The following is an 18917-nucleotide window of genomic DNA, read 5'->3' on the forward strand; positions in this document are numbered from 1 at the left end:
ACTGTAGGGGGTAGAGCACTGTTTCGGCTAGGGGGTCATCCCGACTTACCAAACCGATGCAAACTCCGAATACCTACAAGTGCCGAGCATGGGAGACACACGGCGGGTGCTAACGTCCGTCGTGAAAAGGGAAACAACCCAGACCGTCAGCTAAGGTCCCAAAGTTATGGTTAAGTGGGAAACGATGTGGGAAGGCTTAGACAGCTAGGAGGTTGGCTTAGAAGCAGCCACCCTTTAAAGAAAGCGTAATAGCTCACTAGTCGAGTCGGCCTGCGCGGAAGATGTAACGGGGCTCAAACCATACACCGAAGCTACGGGTATCACTTAGGTGATGCGGTAGAGGAGCGTTCTGTAAGCCTGTGAAGGTGAGTTGAGAAGCTTGCTGGAGGTATCAGAAGTGCGAATGCTGACATGAGTAACGACAATGGGTGTGAAAAACACCCACGCCGAAAGACCAAGGTTTCCTGCGCAACGTTAATCGACGCAGGGTTAGTCGGTCCCTAAGGCGAGGCTGAAAAGCGTAGTCGATGGAAAACAGGTTAATATTCCTGTACTTCTGGTTATTGCGATGGAGGGACGGAGAAGGCTAGGCCAGCTTGGCGTTGGTTGTCCAAGTTTAAGGTGGTAGGCTGGAATCTTAGGTAAATCCGGGATTCTAAGGCCGAGAGCTGATGACGAGTTACCCTTTGGGTGACGAAGTGGTTGATGCCATGCTTCCAAGAAAAGCTTCTAAGCTTCAGGTAACCAGGAACCGTACCCCAAACCGACACAGGTGGTTGGGTAGAGAATACCAAGGCGCTTGAGAGAACTCGGGTGAAGGAACTAGGCAAAATGGCACCGTAACTTCGGGAGAAGGTGCGCCGGTGAGGGTGAAGCATTTACTGCGTAAGCCCACGCCGGTCGAAGATACCAGGCCGCTGCGACTGTTTATTAAAAACACAGCACTCTGCAAACACGAAAGTGGACGTATAGGGTGTGACGCCTGCCCGGTGCCGGAAGGTTAATTGATGGGGTTAGCTAACGCGAAGCTCTTGATCGAAGCCCCGGTAAACGGCGGCCGTAACTATAACGGTCCTAAGGTAGCGAAATTCCTTGTCGGGTAAGTTCCGACCTGCACGAATGGCGTAACGATGGCGGCGCTGTCTCCACCCGAGACTCAGTGAAATTGAAATCGCTGTGAAGATGCAGTGTATCCGCGGCTAGACGGAAAGACCCCGTGAACCTTTACTATAGCTTTGCACTGGACTTTGAATTTGCTTGTGTAGGATAGGTGGGAGGCTTTGAAGCGTGGACGCCAGTTCGCGTGGAGCCAACCTTGAAATACCACCCTGGCAACTTTGAGGTTCTAACTCAGGTCCGTTATCCGGATCGAGGACAGTGTATGGTGGGTAGTTTGACTGGGGCGGTCTCCTCCTAAAGAGTAACGGAGGAGTACGAAGGTGCGCTCAGACCGGTCGGAAATCGGTCGTAGAGTATAAAGGCAAAAGCGCGCTTGACTGCGAGACAGACACGTCGAGCAGGTACGAAAGTAGGTCTTAGTGATCCGGTGGTTCTGTATGGAAGGGCCATCGCTCAACGGATAAAAGGTACTCCGGGGATAACAGGCTGATACCGCCCAAGAGTTCATATCGACGGCGGTGTTTGGCACCTCGATGTCGGCTCATCACATCCTGGGGCTGAAGCCGGTCCCAAGGGTATGGCTGTTCGCCATTTAAAGTGGTACGCGAGCTGGGTTTAGAACGTCGTGAGACAGTTCGGTCCCTATCTGCCGTGGACGTTTGAGATTTGAGAGGGGCTGCTCCTAGTACGAGAGGACCGGAGTGGACGAACCTCTGGTGTTCCGGTTGTCACGCCAGTGGCATTGCCGGGTAGCTATGTTCGGAATAGATAACCGCTGAAAGCATCTAAGCGGGAAACTAGCCTCAAGATGAGATCTCACTGGGACCTTGAGTCCCCTGAAGGGCCGTCGAAGACTACGACGTTGATAGGTTGGGTGTGTAAGCGCTGTGAGGCGTTGAGCTAACCAATACTAATTGCCCGTGAGGCTTGACCATATAACACCCAAGCAATTTGCTTGCTTCGAGCCCAAAAGCGAAAGAGCACCAGATTGCGGTGTGTGAAGACGCAATGAACCGAAAGTTCGAGAGCAACACACAAATCTATTACATACCCAATTTGCTGAAACGTTGAAAGACGCTTCAGTACCCGAATTTCTTGACGACCATAGAGCCTTGGAACCACCTGATCCCATCCCGAACTCAGTAGTGAAACGATGCATCGCCGATGGTAGTGTGGGGTTTCCCCATGTGAGAGTAGGTCATCGTCAAGATTAAATTCCGAAACCCCAATTGCGAAAGCAGTTGGGGTTTTGTTTTGTCCGCAGGAAAAGCAAGATGAACCTGCGCACAAATTTGCAAAGTTATTTTCGACTCAGGACACTAGAATAGGTCTAACTTTTTCGGAGTCAGAGCCTTTATGCCAGATCCGGTTGACGCCTCCGGGCTGTCAGAATTACCACTGGACGATTTGGTGGCGTGTCATGAGTGCGATCTGCTGATGCGCAAACCCAAGCTCGCTCATGGCGAGAAAGCGCTGTGTCCGCGCTGTGGCTATGAGCTCTACGCCCATCGGTACAATGTCGTGCAGCGCAGCCTTGCCTTGGTCATCGCGGCGCTATTGTTATATGTGCCGGCGAACTTTTTACCCATCATGCAGCTCAATCTACTCGGGCAGTCATCGCAAGATACTGTCTGGAGCGGCGTTGTCGGCCTGTTCAACACGGGGATGCAGGGCGTTTCCGTGATTGTGTTCCTGTGCAGTATGGGTATCCCGCTGCTTAAGTTGCTTTGCCAACTGGTCGTCTTGCTGAGTATTCGTTTCGATATCGGACGCAGTTACGGCTTGCTGCTCTACCGGATTTATCACCATTTGCGAGATTGGGGAATGCTCGAGGTTTACCTCATGGGCGTGCTGGTGGCGATCGTCAAGCTGGCAGATATGGCAGCAATGACCATAGGTCTTGGGTTGGCGTGTTTCGTTGGGTTGTTATTGATTCAGGTGTGGTTGGAGGTCGTGATGTCGCCTCACCAGATCTGGCAGGCATTATCAGGAGAGGATGCCCATGCGGGCGATTGATGCAGGCATTCTGATTTGCGCTGAATGCCATGAATTGAACAAGCAGGAAGCTGACACCGACGAGCAGGTCTGCACCCGCTGTGGAGCACTGGTGCACGCCCGGCGGCCGAACAGCCTGCTACGCACCTGGGCGTTACTGATCACCGCCGCGATTCTCTACATACCGGCCAATGTGCTGCCCATCATGACGGTGAGCTCTCTGGGTAAGGGCGACCCCAGCACCATCATGTCCGGTGTGATCCAACTGGTTCAGCACGGCATGATCCCCATTGCAGCTGTGGTTTTTATCGCCAGCATCCTGGTGCCCACCTTCAAACTGGTGGGTATCGCATTGCTACTGTTTTCAGTACAGCGGCGCCAGCCACTCTCGGCCCGTCAGCGGATATGGATGTATCGCTTTATCGAGTTCATTGGCCGCTGGTCGATGCTCGACATCTTTGTGATCGCCATTCTGGTGGCGGTCGTGAATTTTGGACGGCTTGCCAGCGTCGAAGCCAATCTCGGCGCCATCGCCTTCGCCAGTGTGGTGATTTTGACCATGCTGGCCGCAGTAACTTTCGATCCCCGACTGATTTGGGATAACACGGAGTCGGACGACGACCATGACTGATTTGCCTGTAGCGAAAACCCGACCTGCTTCGAACTGGTCTGCCATTTGGGTGTTACCCCTGATCGCCTTGATCATCGGCGGATGGCTGGGCTGGCGTGCCTATAACGAGACCGGCATCGAGATCGAGGTGCGCTTTGAAAGTGGCGAAGGCATCCAGGCCAACAAAACCGAAGTCGTCTACAAAGGCATGCCAGTCGGTAAGGTGAAGACTTTAAAGCTCGATGACGAAGGTGCCTCCAAAGGAGTAATCGCGACCGTTGAGATGAACAAGGACGTAGAGCAATACCTGCGGACCAGCACCCGTTTCTGGCTGGTTAAACCGAGTGTTACCCTGGCCGGGATCACTGGCCTGGAGACGCTGGTCTCGGGCAACTATGTCGCGATCAGCCCCGGTGAGGGCGAGCCCACCCGCAAGTTCAAGGCGCTGGCCGCAGAGCCGCCGCTATCCGACGCGCAACCGGGGCTGCACCTGACGATCAAGGCTGATCGCCTGGGCTCACTGAACCGTGGCAGCCCGGTGTTCTACAAGCAAATCAAAGTTGGTCAGATCAAAAGCTACGTATTGTCCGAGGACCAGAGTACCGTTGAGCTCAAAGTGTTCATTGAGCCAACCTACGCAAAACTGGTGCGCAAACACACACGGTTTTGGAACGCCAGCGGCATCAGCATCGACGCCAACTTGTCAGGCGTGAAGGTGCGCAGCGAATCCCTGGCCAGCATCGTCGCGGGCGGTATCGCATTCGCCACGCCGGAAAACCGCAAGGACAGCCCGCCTACCGATCCGAGCCTGCCATTCCGCCTCTATGAAGACTTCGATGCCGCTGCGGCGGGTATCAAGATCAAGGTCAAACTCAGCGACTTCGAAGGCTTGCAGGCCGGTCGCACGCCGGTGATGTACAAAGGCATCCAGGTCGGCACGTTAAAAGCACTTAAGGTCGATCCGGACCTGTCCGGCGCTACCGCGGAGCTGACGCTCGATCCGCTGGCCGAGGATTACCTGGTGGACGGCACCCAGTTCTGGGTGGTCAAACCGTCGATCTCCCTCGCGGGCATCACTGGCCTGGAGGCGTTGGTAAAAGGTAACTACATCGCCGTGCGCCCAGGGGACAAAGGTGCGGCGCCTCAACGGGAGTTCGTTGCGCGACCCAAGGCGCCGCCGCTCGACCTTCGTTCACCGGGCCTGCACCTGGTGTTGTTCACCGAGAATCTTGGTTCGCTGGAAGTCGGCAGTCCGGTGCTCTACAAGCAGGTCAAGGTCGGTTCGGTACAGAGCTACCAGTTTTCCCGCAAAACGAACCAATTGGTGATCGGTGTCCATATCGAGAAGGAATACGAAAACCTGGTCAATGCCTCGACACGGTTCTGGAATGCCAGCGGCATTACGCTGACAGGCGGATTGACCGGCGGGATTCAAGTCAAAAGTGAGTCGCTGCAAAGCCTGATGGCTGGCGGTATTGCCTTTGAAACGCCGCAGGCCAAAGCGCCGCTGCAGAAGCGGATTCCACGGTTCCGCTTGTTTGCCAGCCATGATGACGCGACGCAAAAAGGCGAGGTGATCACGATCAGGCTCGACCGCGCCGATGGCTTGCGTGCCGGTACACCGATTCGGTTCAAAGGCCTGGATGTCGGCAAGATTGAGGGCGTTGACCTCACGGATGATCTGCAATCGGTGCTGCTGACTGCGCGGATTACTGAAGTCCCGGAGCGCATTGCGCGGGTTGGCAGTCAGTTCTGGGTGGTCAAGCCAGAACTCGGGCTGATCAAGACTTCCAACCTTGAAACGCTGGTGACCGGCCAATACATCGAAGTACAACCGGCAGCGAAAAACCAGGGGCCGCAGAAAAACTTCGTAGCCCTGGCCAGCCCACCGGAAACGGCCAAACCGGAAGCCGGTTTGAGTCTGGTGTTGAGTGCGGCGCGACGTGGTTCGTTGAAGACCGGTGTGCCGGTCACGTATCGCGAGGTCACCGTAGGCAAGGTGACCGGGTATGAACTGGGTCAGACCGCGGATCGTGTATTGATCCACATCTTGATCGAGCCCAAATACGCGCCGCTGGTGCGCAACGGTACTCGCTTCTGGAACACCAGCGGTTTTAACCTGGATGTCGGCCTGTTCAAAGGCGCGACGGTGCGGACAGAGTCGCTGGAAACCATCATTCAAGGCGGTGTTGCGTTTGCCACACCGGATGGGGACCGCATGGGCATTGCTGCGCGGGCCGAACAGACATTCCCGTTGTTCGACAAGTTTGAAGAGGAATGGCTGACCTGGGCGCCGAAAATTTCGCTCGGCAGATGACGGCGTTTGGTTAAACGTCTTCGCGGGCAAGCCTCGCTCCTACAAGAGGCACGAAGACAAAAAAGGCCGCGATCCATTGGATCGCGGCCTTTTTGTTGCCATCAACTAAAGCGCATTAAACGGCATCCAGCTCTGGTTCATCCGCTTCGACATTGACGGTCGCCTTCACCTGATCGTGACGACGGATGTACTTCCAGTCCGCCTCGTCGATGTAGATGCCGGCCGGGCCGCTGCCGCCTTCCAGGTCGATGGCGACACTGGCACAAACCTGCGGTTTCACACTCGCCAGAATCGGCACGAAGCCCAGTTGCAGGCTGGTTTCCAGCAGTGCTGCCTGGTTCTTCTCGTCGATGTCCGCCGCTTCGTCGAGGTAGTACGGCAAGCGCACACGCCCGGCCAGGTCGCGATCCATCAAGTGCAGCAACAAGTACATGTTGGTCAGTGCCTTGATGGTCATCGTGGTGCCGTTGGACGCGGCGCCGTCGATGTCGGTGTGGATCACCGGCTGACCGTTGACCTTGGTGATCTCGAACGCCAGTTCGAACAAGTCCTTGAGACCGAGTTGGTTGTGATTCGCCGCCACCAACCGCGCCAGATATTCCTTGGCCTCTTCGTTCTTGTTGTCCTGCTCGGCGCTTTGGCTCAGGTCGAATACCGACAGGGTTTCGCCTTCTTCGTACTGACCGGCGCTGTGGATGATTTGATCAATGTGCTTGAGCGCTTCCTTGTTCGGCGCCAGCACGATGCGGAAGCTTTGCAGGTTGGACACCTGACGCTTGTTGATCTCGCGGTTGAACAGCGCCAGTTGATGTTCGAGGCTGTCGTAGTCGCTGCGGATGTTGCGCAGGGTCCGCGCGATGTCCGTCACGGCGGCGCGACGTGCCTTACCGAGGGTCAGAGCCTCATCGGTACGGTGCGCATACGCGTTGATCAGCAGTTGCAGGCGACGCTCCACGTCGTCCTCGCTGTCGAACTTGGCCACGCCCTTGAGGCGTACCTGAGCGTACAACGCCTCGATCTGACCGTCTGCGCGCAACAGACCTTGCCAGCTGTCCTGGTAGTCGTTGAGCAGCGGCAGCAGGTTGTCCATGGAATCGTCGACCGGGTCCATGAATGGCGTGCCGAACGGCAAGTCGGCGGGCAACAACTGACGACGGCGCAAAGCGTCGTCGAGCGTGCGTTGCTTGGCTTCCATGTCGCCGATCTGCCGGCCGACCAGTTGCAGCTTTGCCGACAGTTGCTGGACGCGTTCGGTGAAAGCATCGCTGGAGCGCTTCAATTCGTCCTGTGCGGCTTCCATTTGGGCCAGCTGTTCGAGCTTGTCGCCTTCTTCTGCGCTCAGGGTCTGCGAGCGACGGAAATCTTCCAGCGCCTTTTGCGCATCCAGCACTTGCTGGTACAGCGCTTCGGTCTGGGTCTTGCTCGCGGCGCGGTCCGCGGCCACGGCAGCTTGAGTTTTCAGTTGCTTGAGTTCTTTTTCCAGACGCTCTTTCTGGTCGCGCAGTGCCGCACGGTCGGCCAGGGCTTGCAGGGCAGGCGGTTCGATGTGCGAGATGTCGATGGACAGCCCCGGCACTTCGAATCGCTCGCCCTTGAAGCCGTCGAGGATCAGCTCCACGGACTTCACCCACTCGCCGTCGTCGTCGAGGGTGATGCCGTGCTCGCCCAATGGCAGGCTGAACAGTGCGCTGTTGAACAGGCGCATCAGGCGTTCGACGTCCTGTTGCGAGAACTCTTCGCGCAGGCGGGCGTAGCTGTTGTTGTCGGCGTGATCGAGTTGCTGCTTGACCGACTTCAGGCGTTTTTCCAGATCCCGCAGGCGTTCTTCCAGGTCTTCGGCGCTGAACTGGCGCGACTGCGCGAGGGCACCGGCCAATTCATCGTGAGCGTCCTTGGCTGCGAGCAATTGTTGCTCCAGCACTTTGACGTCGTCGACCAAGGCAAAACGATGCTTGAGCACCGACAACTCGCCGAGCCAGCGCTGGATACCGGTGATTTCCCGTTCCAGACGCATCAGCTCCTGAGTGCCGCCGCGCTGATCGTTTTGCAGGGTGTCCTGCTCATTGCGGTAGTGCTCGGCCTGAAGGGTCAGCTCTTCCTTGCGCGCACCGGCATAATCCGACCAAGTGCCGAGCAGCGAGTCGAGCAGCGGTGACAGGCGATGCAGTTTGCCACGCAGGATGTCGCGTTGCTTCACGCCATTGGCCAACGCTTCGACCAATGGACCCGCGGCGACCAGCGAGTTGTAGTCCTGCTCCATGCGTCGTACATCGCGGAAAGCTTCTTCGCACGCGGCAATGTAGTCCACGCTACCGGAGCGCAGGCTGTGCTCGAAGGCATCGAGGAACAACTGCTTGAGCTTGGCCGCAGTGATTTCGCGCATGTGCAGCAGGTTGATGAACAGGGCCCGGAAAGTCTTCAGGCTCTGTTCACTGGTGGAGCGCAGCGGGATCAGCGTCAGGTCCAGCGGAATCGACGTATGACCACCGACCAGCAAACGACGCAGTTCGTCCGGCTTGAGTTCATAGGCTTTCAGGCCTTCGCGCTCAAGGTTGGTGAACAGTTCTTTCTGGCGCAGGCAGGTGTCGTTTTTTTGGTAATGGGCCAGGTCCAGTTTGCCGGCATAGGCAAAGAACTGGTGGCCGAAGCCGCCACCCGGACCGCGACCGACCACGCCGATCACATGCGGGCCGTGGGGCAAGTTCACTTCGACCAAGATGTAACTGGTGTCCGAGGCGAAGTAGAAACGCCGTGATTGCTCCAGGCTGTACTTGCCGAAGCTCATGTCCGACATGCGTGCCAGGATCGGGAACTGCAAGGCGTTGATCGAGGCGGATTTACCGAGGTTGTTCGCGCCGTAGACCGACAGCGGCTCTTCCAGCGGGAACAGGCCAAGGCTGTAACCGGCGGTGTTCAAAAGGGCAAAGCGGCGGATGCCGTAACGTTCCTTGCTCATGCGTCGAGCTCCTGTTCTTCGGCAATAGCGCGGGCCATGGCGTCTTCTTCGCTTTCTTCCTCGAAGTCACTGAGGTCTAGCGGGTCATCGGTTTCCAAGAGCTTTTCGTCGCTGTCGTCATCGATCAATACCGGCACCGGCAACGGCAGCACGCTGTGCAGGCTGGCCGCCAAGTCACGGTCCTGCTGAACCGACAGGCAAACATCAAGGAAACGGTGCATCGGCGGCAGGAAACGGTAGATGCCGTTTTCTTCGCCAGCGAAGCCGAGTTGAGTCATGCGCCGCATGATTTTTTCTTCGAGCTCTTCGACGGTCTGCACTTCGGCCTGGATAAACAGGTCGCGATACTTTTCCAGCAGCGACGGCAGTTCATCGCGGCCGAGGCTGCCACCATCAAGCACGGCGATCGGGTCGCGGCCCTGATCGGCCAGGTGCTCTACAAGGATGAAGGTAAACAGTGCCAGACGCTGTGCGGTTTTGTTTACCGCCGCAGCAGCAAGGTCCGGCACGAAGTAGTAGAAGCCACGGGTGTCGCACACCAGTTCAAAACCCAGCGCCTTGAACAGCGTTCGGTACTGATCCTGAAAGTTCGACAGCTGGGCGTACAGTTCCGGATCGCGGCGGCTGACGTGGTAACCCTTGAACAGCTCGCGAAAGATCGGCGCCAGCTGGGACAGTTCGGAAAGATCAAGATGCATATGGGGTGCTCGCAGAATTCTCGGGGGCGTCATCACCGGCCGAGAGCAGGGCGAAGGAGCGCAGGCTGACCTGGTGCTCGTGTGTGTGGTAATCGCGGCGCTCCAGACGCTCGCGTTTGAAGCGTTTTTCCCGGGACAGGCGCGAGAACCAGTACAACAATTCGTCGGTGGCACCGTCCGGTTCCTGTTCCAGCAGCCAGGTCATCAGGTCCGGCATCGGCAGTGCGTCTTCGCAGCGGTCAAGCATTTCCCTGACGGTGCGTGGTGCGCGTGGGGCTTCGCCTTTCTGAGTCTTGTGCGCCTTGGGGAATCGCGCCGGTTTCGGCTCGAAGCGGGCCAGGGCGTAAACGTAGGCTTCGACCTGACTGGCGCTGCCAAGGAAGGTGCTCTGCGGGCGGGTAAACATCGGCATGGCGGCTTGTGGCACGGCGTCGATGCCTTTTCGGCGGATCATCGACAGCGCCAGCGCCGCGCCACGGGTCACGGCGTTATGGCGTCGCGCTTCTTCACGCAGCGGCAGCAGCAGCTCGCGGGCGTGGCGCAAGGTCAGCTGGGCGCTGGTCTGCATTTCGAGGATGCGTGCGTGGGTGCGCAGCAGCATGTCATCGTCAACCAGATGGCCGAGGCGCTGCTGTTCACTGAGCATCTTCAGCAGCACGGTTTCGACCTTGCGTACGCCTTGTTCGAAGGCGCCGTCGGCGTTCACCAGATCGATCATCGGCTCGACGTATTCGTCCCAGGTCGCCAGGACTTCCGCATAACGCTGACGCAGCGGAATCTGCCGGTCGCTGGTCTTGGCCCGTTCGGCCACGGCCACCAGCGCCTGTTCGTCGTTATCGAGTTTTTTCAGCACGTCACGCACGCGCATGTCGAGCAGGCGCAACTGGCGAGCCAGGTCATTGCCGTCGCGGATGTCGAAGGCGTCCTGGATGTAGCCGGCCAGGCGTTCGAGATGGCGCAAATAGGCTTCGATCTCCAGGCACAGGCCCAGACGGTGTTCACGGCGCAGATAGGCGAGAAAATCGTGGATCTGCGCATTGAGCTCGAAACGGTTCGGGCTTTTCGCCACGGGAACCAGAATGTCGAGGCGAATCCACACGTCAAGCAGGCTGGTGATGTCCTGCGGCGTACTGTCGAGTTGCTGGGCGGCCAACTGTGAACGCAGTTCGTTGAGGCTCAATGTGCCTTGGTCGAAGTGCTCGCACAGTGGCTCCAGAAGTGCCCAGTGTTCAGCGAGGGCGCGCAAGACGCGCTTGGGTTCGATCATCGGAATGGCCGGCTGGTTGGCGATTAAAAGCGGCGATTGTACTGCATCGGGGGCGATGCGATTCACTCTCGGGACGGGCTGTCGCCATTTTTCGCAGGTGGAAAGACTATCGGTGAAGTCTTTCGATCAACAGCAGGCGATCTTGAGCGAAGGGCGGTAGAATCCCTCCACTTTTGTTATCCACAAGTGGCCGACCCTTGCTAATCGAGTCCCGTCGCCGCGCTTATTTGACCGCCATGCAGGTGGTCAACTGGCTGCCGCGCACCGAATTGCCCTTTGCTGCGCCGTCACGGCCCGAACTGTTGGCGCCGCTGGAACCGTTGGTCGCCGTCCCGGTAGCGCCGGCTCCGGTGGCCGATGCGCCAGCGGAACCGCTGGTCAAACCGGCCGAGCGGATGAAAATCGAAGTGCCGCGACCATCGCTGTCGAGCATGCGTACCGGGGCCAAACCGGTGGAAGAGGTCGAAGAAGCACCGGTCGTCGCCAAAGTTGCTCCAGTACCGCCACCCCGTTTCGCCCTGCAATTGCTGCGGGCCGGGCGTTGCCTGCTGCTGGTGGAGTTACCCACAGGCGAAGCCTTCCAGACCCGCGATCCTGCTTATTTGCTGCTCAAAGACATGTTGCGCGCCGCCGGTCTGCCGGACAGCCCGCAGATCGTCGGCGAACCGGTACGCTGGCCATTGCTGGCCCGGGGCACCATGGATCAAGGCCCGGAAGCGGCGCGTGACTTCGTGCAGGGCTTTCTTTCGGCCCGATTGGAGGATGCGCCGTGCGTCTGCCTGTGGCTGATCGGCCTGCCAGCGGTGCGTTTTGCCGGTGAGGCGAACGCCGAATCGTTCAATCGCGAACTCCAGGTCGAAGGCCTGGGCTCGGTCTGGGCCTTGCCGGGCCTGGAATTATTAATGGAAGAGCCACAGCGTAAGGCTGATGTCTGGCAAGCCATGCGTCGGCTGATGGCGCGCTGGAAAGAATCGAATGAGTGACGCTGTAACGTTTCGCCCGATGACCGAGGCGGACCTGGAACCTGTGCTGAAAATCGAATACGCGGCCTACAGCCATCCCTGGACCCGCGGGATTTTTCTCGATGGCCTGGGCAAATACCAGATCTGGTTGATGTTCGAAGGCCAGCAGCAGGTGGGGCACGGTGTGGTGCAGATCATTCTTGATGAGGCGCATCTGCTGAACATCACCGTCAAACCGGAAAACCAGGGCCGTGGCCTGGGTTTGACGTTGCTGGAGCATTTGATGTCGATTGCCTACAAAGCAGAGGCCAGGGAATGTTTTCTGGAAGTGCGCGACAGTAATCGGTCAGCGTTTCGGTTGTATGAACGGTATGGCTTTAACGAGATTGGCCGTCGGCGGGATTACTACCCGGCGGTGGGGGGGCGCGAAGACGCGGTGGTCATGGCCTGTACCCTGGTGGATTGATGATCATGTAGGAGCTGCCGAAGAATACGATCCTTTGATTTTGTTTTTTATAAGCAAGATCAAAAGATCGCATTCTTCGCCAGCTCCTGCATGAAGACTGATCAACGCTTGCGGTCCAACGGATCGCGCTGCGCCATCTCGGCCTCATCCAGGCCATCGCCACCGCCAATGTCGTCTTCATCGACGACACTCAAGTCCCAATCCGACGGGTCACCGTCACCGGCCTCCTGGGCATCCCGCGCACCGTCTTCACGGATCAGGGTTTCCGGGCTCATATCATCGTCGGTAGACTGATGGTCATCGGTCGAAGCGCCGGTCATGCCTGCTTCACGCACGCGCCGACGGGACATCAACTGCTCGCGCTCCTTGTCCGGCAATTCGTCACCGATTTTTGCGCTGGGTTCATCATCATCAAAATCCAGCTCATGCATCGAGCCCATGCGGTCTTCGTTGTCGTCGATGGGTTCCGGTTGCACCGCATCGTACGGACGTCGTGAATCAGTCATGGCAATTCCTCATACTGTGGGCCTTACTAGGGTGGACCCACTGGGCCACCGGGAATTCCACCGGCGTGGAGCGTCGTATGCAGGTATCAGGAAAGGAACAGCATTAAGCGCGTGACCTCGACGGACGGTTGTCAGTCAAAGCAGCGCATCATTCTTGAGGCTTCTAAAGCATGAACGAATTACAAGATCTGATTGATAACAACGGGCGCTGGGCTGACGCGATCACTAAAAAAGATCCTGACTTCTTCGCCAAGCTGGCCCGCCAACAGACTCCGGAATTCCTGTGGATTGGCTGTTCCGATGCGCGGGTGCCGGCCAACGAGATCGTCGGCATGCTGCCCGGCGACTTGTTCGTACACCGCAACGTGGCCAACGTGGTGCTGCACACTGACCTCAACTGCCTGTCGGTGATTCAGTACGCAGTGGACGTGCTCAAGGTCAAACACATCCTGGTAACCGGCCACTATGGCTGTGGCGGCGTACGCGCCTCGATGCAGGACCGCCAGCTGGGCCTTATCGACGGCTGGTTGCGCTCGATTCGCGATCTCTACTACGAAAAACGTGAAGAGCTGGCCAAGTTGCCCACTGAAGAGGAGCGAGTCGACCGGCTCTGCGAACTCAACGTGATTCAGCAAGTGGCTAACGTCGGTCACACCAGCATCGTGCAAAACGCCTGGCACCGTGGGCAGAGTCTGTCGATCCACGGCTGCATTTACGGCATCAAGGACGGTCGCTGGAAAAGCCTGAACGCCACCATCAGTGGTTTCGAGCAATTGCCACCGCAATACCGTTTGCGTCCGATCGAGCCGCAATAACTGTGCTCAACTGAGATTTGGCCGACGCCAGTGTTGCAAAAACACCTGGCCGTCGGCGTTCGGCGGATCACCCTGGTCGGTGATCCAGTGCCGTATCGGCTTCGCTCATCTGAACTTCAGATTTGTCAGGTGGTACTCCGGGAGATAGATCTGGCATGCGAGGGTAATGCAGACCATCACCAGCAAAAATACCAGCTGCAGTGGACTGAAGTGTGCCCAGTGCAGAGCGGTCAGCCATGGACGACGGGCACTGAGTTCAGGGTTGAGCTGGCCAATTCGTCGCTTGTGAAAAAGCCCGATCAGAATAAAACCGACGTACGTCACAACACCCAGCCAGCCGAGCAAGATCCCGAATAGCAACGTCAGGACAACTTGCGCAGCGCCATGCCGAAGCAACAACCAGCGCGTACCCGGGTTGAAGCGTCGGGGCACGATATTTTCGGTCAACCAAAGGTCGAAGACGATGAAATGCGAGGAAATCGGTACCCACCAGCTCAGGCCAAACCGTAAGAAACCGATCGGAACCCATGCCAACAGCAACGGCATGCTGAGGCTGTAGCCCAATGATTTGTGTTCGGCAGGGAAGTAAAACAAATACATCGCCAGAGCGATGCCGGCCCAGACGCGTATCCAGGTTTCGTCGGCGATGGGCCGAGGCAGAAAGCGTCGCCAGAGAAACACATCGGCGTTTGGCAATCGGGAGAGCAATTGCGGATAGCGCCACGTCAGTGTTTGTCCGAGGTCATGACAGGCTTGCCATTCGTTTTGGCCAAATCCGTCGATCATCTGCTTCTGCTGGCTGGTCGTTAGCGGATTCATCAGCAAATGCGCGGCCTGAACGTCGGCAGCCCAGGTTCGGCGATCCTGCGCCTTGGCCCGCAGGTTTTCGTAGAAGCTTTCCTGATTGCAGCGCTCGATCAACGCTTGCCAGATCGATGCCGGTTCCGGATGAATACCTTTCTTTTCGTCCCAGCCAAATACGTCACCCACTCGGTCGAACAGCGGCAGGCTCCATTCGGAGTCGTTGAACAGTTGCAGGATGATTCGCTGCCACTCCTGGCGTCGATCGAACACCTGCAGCCAGGGCTGTGCGGTGTAACTTTTCAGGCGCGTGAGGAACTCTCGCTCCTTGCCGGCTTCGAGCAGTTCCTGCAAAGCCTGCCGGTAGTCCTGCAGTAAGCCGCTGGCGAGGGCGTCTTGCTGCCAATTGGTCATGGCGACGTTTTGCCAGGGCGCAAGCCAACCCAGGTGCTGAACGGCCCACCCGGCGATTGAATTACGCAGGCCCGGATGGTCGAAACACAACTGCAACAGCAACTTCTCGAACGCCTGGGCACATTGCTGTTGTTGCGCCTGCTCCCAGCGCTCGGCCAGGTTTTGGTCCGAGAGCCCATCGAGTAGCACCCGCGCCGCTTGCTCGTCCGGCGCAATGACCGGTTCGTGGTGTCGTTGCGGGGAATTCAGGGGTGCAAGGTTCAGAGATTGAAGGCCAGGCTGTTTTTCGAGGTTCAAAGGTCGAAGATCCAGCGTCTCGGACCAGGCTTGCAAGTTGGCCTGATTCGACTCTTCAACGACTTCTGTCGTTGCAACTTCAATGTCATCCGCGTCGTATTCGGCTCGCCACCGGGCAACACTCAGCGCGTGCTCGTAGGCTTCACGCAAGCGTTGGAAACCTTCGGGATCTTCATCGGGCCGGAAGGTTTTCAACAGCCGCGCATAACTTCGTTTGATCGTACGCGCGTCGGCGTCTTCGCGAAGTTGCAGCACAGACCAGCAATCCATGTTGATACTCCTCAATGCCAAAGGCCGTTGTCCAGCGCACTCAATTGTTGCGTCAGTTCGCTGCGCGCTTCACGGATCCGCCGCTCGTCCTGGGACTCCAGCACGTGCTGAAACTGTTTGGCCCAGTGAGCGATCTGTTCACGCATGTGCCCCAGGCTTTCCTGATAGAGACGCTCAAGGCGCGCGGTCAACACGGTGTTGACCTGCTGATCGCGCGGATGAATTTTCAGTAAAGCCAGGCCTTGCAAACGCTGATGAATTTCCTCGGGCGTGAGCACGCCGGGGTTGTTCTCGATCACCAGTGAGTGCAAGTCCCCCGTCAGCGGCACGACCACTTGGGCTTCCAGCAAACCGTTGTTGTCGTAGGTGAAACGCACATCGAGGGCGACTTCGCCAGCCTTGCGTTTCGGGACCTTGATGTCGAGTTCACCCAGCGCCACGTTGTCTTTGACCAGCCGGCTTTCGCCTTGATAAATCTTCAGCAGCACCTGCTCCTGGTTATCGTGCAGGGTGTAAACGGTCTTGACCCGGCTCACCGGCACGATGCTGTTTCGCTCGATGATCGGGAGATAATGCCCGCCCTCGAAGTGCTGGCCCATCTGACTGGAAGTCTCGATGCCCAGGGTGTAGGAACAGACGTCCGTCAACACCACTTCTTCCAGCGCAGCGGAGCGGGCTTTCAGGGCCGCTTGTATCGCGGCGCCGTGAGCAACCACTTCGTCAGGATCCAGGCTGATTGAAGGGAAGCGTCCAAACAGACCGGCCGCCAGTTTACGAACCAGCGGCATACGCGTCGTTCCGCCCACCAGCAGGATTTCATCGAGATCACTGACCCGAATCCGCGCGTCTCGCAACGCCCGTTCGATGGGCGCGCGCAGGCGTTCGAGCAGGGGCGTGTAGAGCGTGGCCAGTTGCTGCTGGGTGATGGTTTGTGTCCATTGCTGGCCATCGAACCGCAGAGTGAACTCGGCACTGCCCTCCTGGCCCAGGGCTTTGCGCACGCGTTCGGCTTCGCGACGAAGTGGCTGAAGGATGCTGTGGCGGTCAGGGAAATGGTCGGTGTTGCGATGGTGCTGGACGAAGTGCTCCAGCAACACGCTGTCGAAATCTTCGCCGCCCAGGAAGTTATCGCCTGCGCTGGCTCGCACTTCCATGACGCCATCGAACAGCTCCAGGATAGACACGTCGAATGTGCCGCCACCGAGGTCGAACACCAGGAACGAGGTTTCCTTGTCCCGTTGATGCAGCCCGTAAGCCAGCGCCGCCGCAGTCGGTTCGTTGATCAGCTTTTCAACTTTCAAGCCCGCCAGTTCGCCAGCGATGCGCGTGGCTTTACGCTGGGCATCGCTGAAGTAGGCCGGCACGCTGATGACCGCTTCACGCACCGTTTCACCAAAGGCGCGTTCGACGTCTTCCTTCAGGCTTTTCAGCACCAGTGCCGAGAGTTCTTCGGGGCGGAATGCCCGGTTGCCAAGACGCACTTCCGTGGCGCTTCCCATGTGCCGCTTGAACAGCGAAGTGGTCTGCAGCGGATGGGTGTGCAATCGCTCGCGCGCGGCCTGACCGACCAGGATGCGACCCTGATCGTCGAGACCGACAACGCTTGGCGTCAGGAACTGGCCCAGCGCATTGGACACCAACTCGCTGGACTCTCCACGCCATACGGCGACAAGGCTGTTGGTGGTCCCGAGGTCAATCCCTACGATCATTTAATGAACTCCCTTTCCGCGTGCAAAAAATTGAAACAGATAATTTTCGCGCAAGGATATTACCGGAGCAGCGGAGGGGTAAAGCAGAGTAGTGGCACTGAGCTATTATTTGCGACGAAGCGCAATCAGAGCCACAGGGTTTGGGCAGCATTGCACTGTCAAACATCCTTGATGTGGGAGAGGACAAGGCCGCTCCCACACAGGATTTGTGCGGTTCTTTGGCTCGGCGTTACGGCATTACCGGCGCTGTGTATGCCAGCGTCGTCCCCAGCGCCCATAGCAGAAACAGTACCAGCGGCGTGTGCACCAGCAACTGCACGAACGAGAAGCCGATCAAGTCTCGCGCTTTCAACCCCAGCACGCCCAGCAGCGGCAGCATGTAGAACGGGTTGATCAGATTGGGCAAGGCTTCGGCGGCGTTGTAGATCTGCACGGCCCAACCCAGGTGATAGTTCAGGTCGGTGGCCACTTGCATGACGTACGGCGCTTCGATGATCCACTTGCCGCCGCCGGACGGAATGAAGAAGCCGAGGATCGCCGAATACACGCCCATCAGCAGTGCGTAGGTGTCGTGGGACGCGATGCTGACGAAGAACGTCGAGATGTGATGAGCCAGGGTTTGCGCGTCGGCGCCTTTGACCGTAGTCATCAATGCGGCGATCGAGCCGTACAGCGGAAACTGGATCAGCACGCCGGTCGTGGTCGGCACCGCACGGGCCACCGCGTCGAGGAAACTGCGCGGGCGCCAGTGCAGTAGAGCGCCGAGCATGATGAACAGGAAGTTGTAAGTGTTGAGGCCGGAAATCGCACTGATCGCCGGTTTGGTCGAGAACTCATGGAACAGCCATCCAGCGGCCAGCAACACCAGCAGGATGGTCAGCAGCGGGCTGTGTTCCAGCCATTCACCAGGACGAGTACGCGGTTGCAGCGGTGGCAGGTTGAAACTCGGGTCGACGCCGCAGTCCTTGGCGTCACGTGCCGAATTCGGGCCGGGGGCGGTGGCGTAGGCAATGATGATCGAGACCACCACCAGCGCCAGCAACATCACGCCGGACTGCCAGAGAAAGATCGTCTGGGTGAAAGGAATCACCCCGGTGATCGACAGAATCGCCGGTGGCAGGCTGGCCGGGTTGGCCTGCAATTGTGCCGCGGACGATGACAGGCCCAAGGCCCATACCGCGCCAAGTCCCAGATACGCAGCAGCGCCGGCGGCGCGGTAGTCCATCTTCAGATCGGTACGGCGGGCGAGGGCACGCACCAGCAAACCGCCGAAGACCAGCGACAAGCCCCAGTTCAGTAACGATGCGACCATGGAAATCAGCGCCACCCAGGCCACGGCCGAGCGACCGTTTTTCGGGATCTTCGCCAGACGATCGATCAGCTTCACCGCCGGCGGCGAACTGGCCACCACATAACCCCCGATCACCACGAAAGCCATCTGCATCGTGAACGGGATCAGGCTCCAGAAGCCGTCACCAAATGCCATGGCGGCGTCGGTGGGTTTGGCACCCATGGCCATGGTGGCCAGGGCCACGATAATCACGGCCAGCGCGGCAAACACCCAGGAATCGGGGAACCAGCGTTCGGCAAAACTGGAGCAGCGCAGGGCAAAGCGGGCGGAGCGGCTATCTTCGATATCAGCGGCCACGGGAGTACCTCGAATTTTTATGTTTATTGTGGTCTTCGGGGCGGCGGAGGCCCGTCTGGACAGATGC

General features: G+C 58.2%; 13 protein-coding genes and 2 rRNA genes (1 of these 15 cut by a window edge). 8 read left to right on the top strand and 7 right to left on the bottom strand.

From position 1 onward, the window contains the following. From KUF73_RS12865 to KUF73_RS12885, 5 genes are all read left to right on the top strand, one after another. Nucleotides 1-2054, top strand: a 23S ribosomal RNA gene (locus KUF73_RS12865); it begins 838 nt to the left of the window's first position. Between the two features lie 159 nt (nucleotides 2055-2213). Further along, nucleotides 2214-2329 (top strand): 5S ribosomal RNA (gene rrf, locus KUF73_RS12870). 146 nt (nucleotides 2330-2475) lie between these two features. Beyond that, nucleotides 2476-3135 carry a paraquat-inducible protein A gene (locus KUF73_RS12875; protein ID WP_218438410.1) on the top strand — a complete coding sequence of 220 codons (660 nt, stop codon included), beginning with the start codon at nucleotides 2476-2478 and terminating at the stop codon, nucleotides 3133-3135. Then, a complete protein-coding gene (locus KUF73_RS12880; RefSeq protein WP_218438411.1) occupies nucleotides 3122-3745 on the top strand; it encodes a paraquat-inducible protein A in 624 nt (207 codons plus the stop codon). Before KUF73_RS12875 ends, KUF73_RS12880 begins: the two co-directional genes overlap by 14 nt. Next, complete coding sequence (locus KUF73_RS12885; RefSeq protein ID WP_218438412.1) at nucleotides 3738-6041, top strand: intermembrane transport protein PqiB; 2304 nt, start codon at nucleotides 3738-3740, stop codon at nucleotides 6039-6041. Before KUF73_RS12880 ends, KUF73_RS12885 begins: the two co-directional genes overlap by 8 nt. A gap of 115 nt (nucleotides 6042-6156) precedes the next feature. On the opposite strand, the gene mksF is transcribed toward KUF73_RS12885, so the two are convergent. From mksF to mksB, 3 genes are read right to left on the bottom strand one after another with little or no spacing between them, the layout of a single operon-like run. Continuing rightward, nucleotides 6157-8997 carry an Mks condensin complex protein MksF gene (mksF, locus tag KUF73_RS12890; protein ID WP_218438413.1) on the bottom strand — a complete coding sequence of 947 codons (2841 nt, stop codon included), beginning with the start codon at nucleotides 8995-8997 and terminating at the stop codon, nucleotides 6157-6159. Further along, on the bottom strand, nucleotides 8994-9695 hold the full coding sequence (gene mksE, locus KUF73_RS12895) for an Mks condensin complex protein MksE (protein ID WP_218438414.1): 702 nt from the start codon (nucleotides 9693-9695) through the stop codon (nucleotides 8994-8996). Before mksE ends, mksF begins: the two co-directional genes overlap by 4 nt. After that, complete coding sequence (mksB, locus tag KUF73_RS12900; protein WP_218438415.1) at nucleotides 9685-10962, bottom strand: Mks condensin complex protein MksB; 1278 nt, start codon at nucleotides 10960-10962, stop codon at nucleotides 9685-9687. Before mksB ends, mksE begins: the two co-directional genes overlap by 11 nt. A 236-nt stretch (nucleotides 10963-11198) precedes the next feature. Between mksB and KUF73_RS12905 the strand changes: the two genes are divergently transcribed. Beyond that, nucleotides 11199-11945, top strand: a complete 747-nt coding sequence (locus KUF73_RS12905) for an energy transducer TonB (RefSeq protein WP_218438552.1) — start codon at nucleotides 11199-11201, stop codon at nucleotides 11943-11945. Further along, a complete protein-coding gene (gene rimI / locus KUF73_RS12910; protein ID WP_218438416.1) occupies nucleotides 11938-12390 on the top strand; it encodes a ribosomal protein S18-alanine N-acetyltransferase in 453 nt (150 codons plus the stop codon). The genes KUF73_RS12905 and rimI overlap by 8 nt, the downstream gene beginning before the upstream one ends. 101 nt (nucleotides 12391-12491) lie before the next feature. Here the strand turns inward: rimI and KUF73_RS12915 are convergent, their stop codons facing one another. Continuing rightward, nucleotides 12492-12896, bottom strand: coding sequence for a serine kinase/phosphatase (locus tag KUF73_RS12915; protein WP_218438417.1), 405 nt, complete (start codon nucleotides 12894-12896; stop codon nucleotides 12492-12494). 170 nt (nucleotides 12897-13066) lie between these two features. Here KUF73_RS12915 and can point away from each other — a divergent pair, with 170 nt between their 5' ends. Further along, the gene (can, locus tag KUF73_RS12920) at nucleotides 13067-13711 is read left to right on the top strand and encodes a carbonate dehydratase (protein ID WP_218438418.1); all 645 of its coding nucleotides are present in this window, start codon (nucleotides 13067-13069) and stop codon (nucleotides 13709-13711) included. 105 nt (nucleotides 13712-13816) lie between these two features. On the opposite strand, the gene KUF73_RS12925 is transcribed toward can, so the two are convergent. From KUF73_RS12925 to KUF73_RS12935, 3 genes are all read right to left on the bottom strand, one after another. Then, nucleotides 13817-15493: a J domain-containing protein gene (locus KUF73_RS12925; RefSeq protein ID WP_218438419.1), complete on the bottom strand. Its 1677-nt coding sequence runs from the start codon at nucleotides 15491-15493 to the stop codon at nucleotides 13817-13819. An 11-nt stretch (nucleotides 15494-15504) separates the two neighbouring features. Further along, the gene (locus tag KUF73_RS12930; protein WP_218438420.1) at nucleotides 15505-17202 is read right to left on the bottom strand and encodes a molecular chaperone HscC; all 1698 of its coding nucleotides are present in this window, start codon (nucleotides 17200-17202) and stop codon (nucleotides 15505-15507) included. Nucleotides 17203-17431: 229 nt separating this feature from the next. Continuing rightward, on the bottom strand, nucleotides 17432-18850 hold the full coding sequence (locus tag KUF73_RS12935; RefSeq protein ID WP_218438421.1) for a short-chain fatty acid transporter: 1419 nt from the start codon (nucleotides 18848-18850) through the stop codon (nucleotides 17432-17434). Nucleotides 18851-18917 lie beyond the last annotated feature (67 nt).

The organism is Pseudomonas sp. PD9R (assembly GCF_019200975.1).
In the GTDB taxonomy this organism is placed as follows: domain Bacteria; phylum Pseudomonadota; class Gammaproteobacteria; order Pseudomonadales; family Pseudomonadaceae; genus Aquipseudomonas.

Bases quoted from the DNA above. Each gene is read 5' to 3' on its own strand.
- KUF73_RS12875 (WP_218438410.1), top strand. From the start codon at position 2,476: ATGCCAGATCCGGTTGACGCCTCCGGGCTGTCAGAATTACCACTGGAC.
- KUF73_RS12880 (WP_218438411.1), top strand. From the start codon at position 3,122: ATGCGGGCGATTGATGCAGGCATTCTGATTTGCGCTGAATGCCATGAA.
- KUF73_RS12885 (WP_218438412.1), top strand. From the start codon at position 3,738: ATGACTGATTTGCCTGTAGCGAAAACCCGACCTGCTTCGAACTGGTCT.
- mksF (WP_218438413.1), bottom strand. From the start codon at position 8,997: ATGAGCAAGGAACGTTACGGCATCCGCCGCTTTGCCCTTTTGAACACC.
- mksE (WP_218438414.1), bottom strand. From the start codon at position 9,695: ATGCATCTTGATCTTTCCGAACTGTCCCAGCTGGCGCCGATCTTTCGC.
- mksB (WP_218438415.1), bottom strand. From the start codon at position 10,962: ATGATCGAACCCAAGCGCGTCTTGCGCGCCCTCGCTGAACACTGGGCA.
- KUF73_RS12905 (WP_218438552.1), top strand. From the start codon at position 11,199: ATGCAGGTGGTCAACTGGCTGCCGCGCACCGAATTGCCCTTTGCTGCG.
- rimI (WP_218438416.1), top strand. From the start codon at position 11,938: ATGAGTGACGCTGTAACGTTTCGCCCGATGACCGAGGCGGACCTGGAA.
- KUF73_RS12915 (WP_218438417.1), bottom strand. From the start codon at position 12,896: ATGACTGATTCACGACGTCCGTACGATGCGGTGCAACCGGAACCCATC.
- can (WP_218438418.1), top strand. From the start codon at position 13,067: ATGAACGAATTACAAGATCTGATTGATAACAACGGGCGCTGGGCTGAC.
- KUF73_RS12925 (WP_218438419.1), bottom strand. From the start codon at position 15,493: ATGGATTGCTGGTCTGTGCTGCAACTTCGCGAAGACGCCGACGCGCGT.
- KUF73_RS12930 (WP_218438420.1), bottom strand. From the start codon at position 17,202: ATGATCGTAGGGATTGACCTCGGGACCACCAACAGCCTTGTCGCCGTA.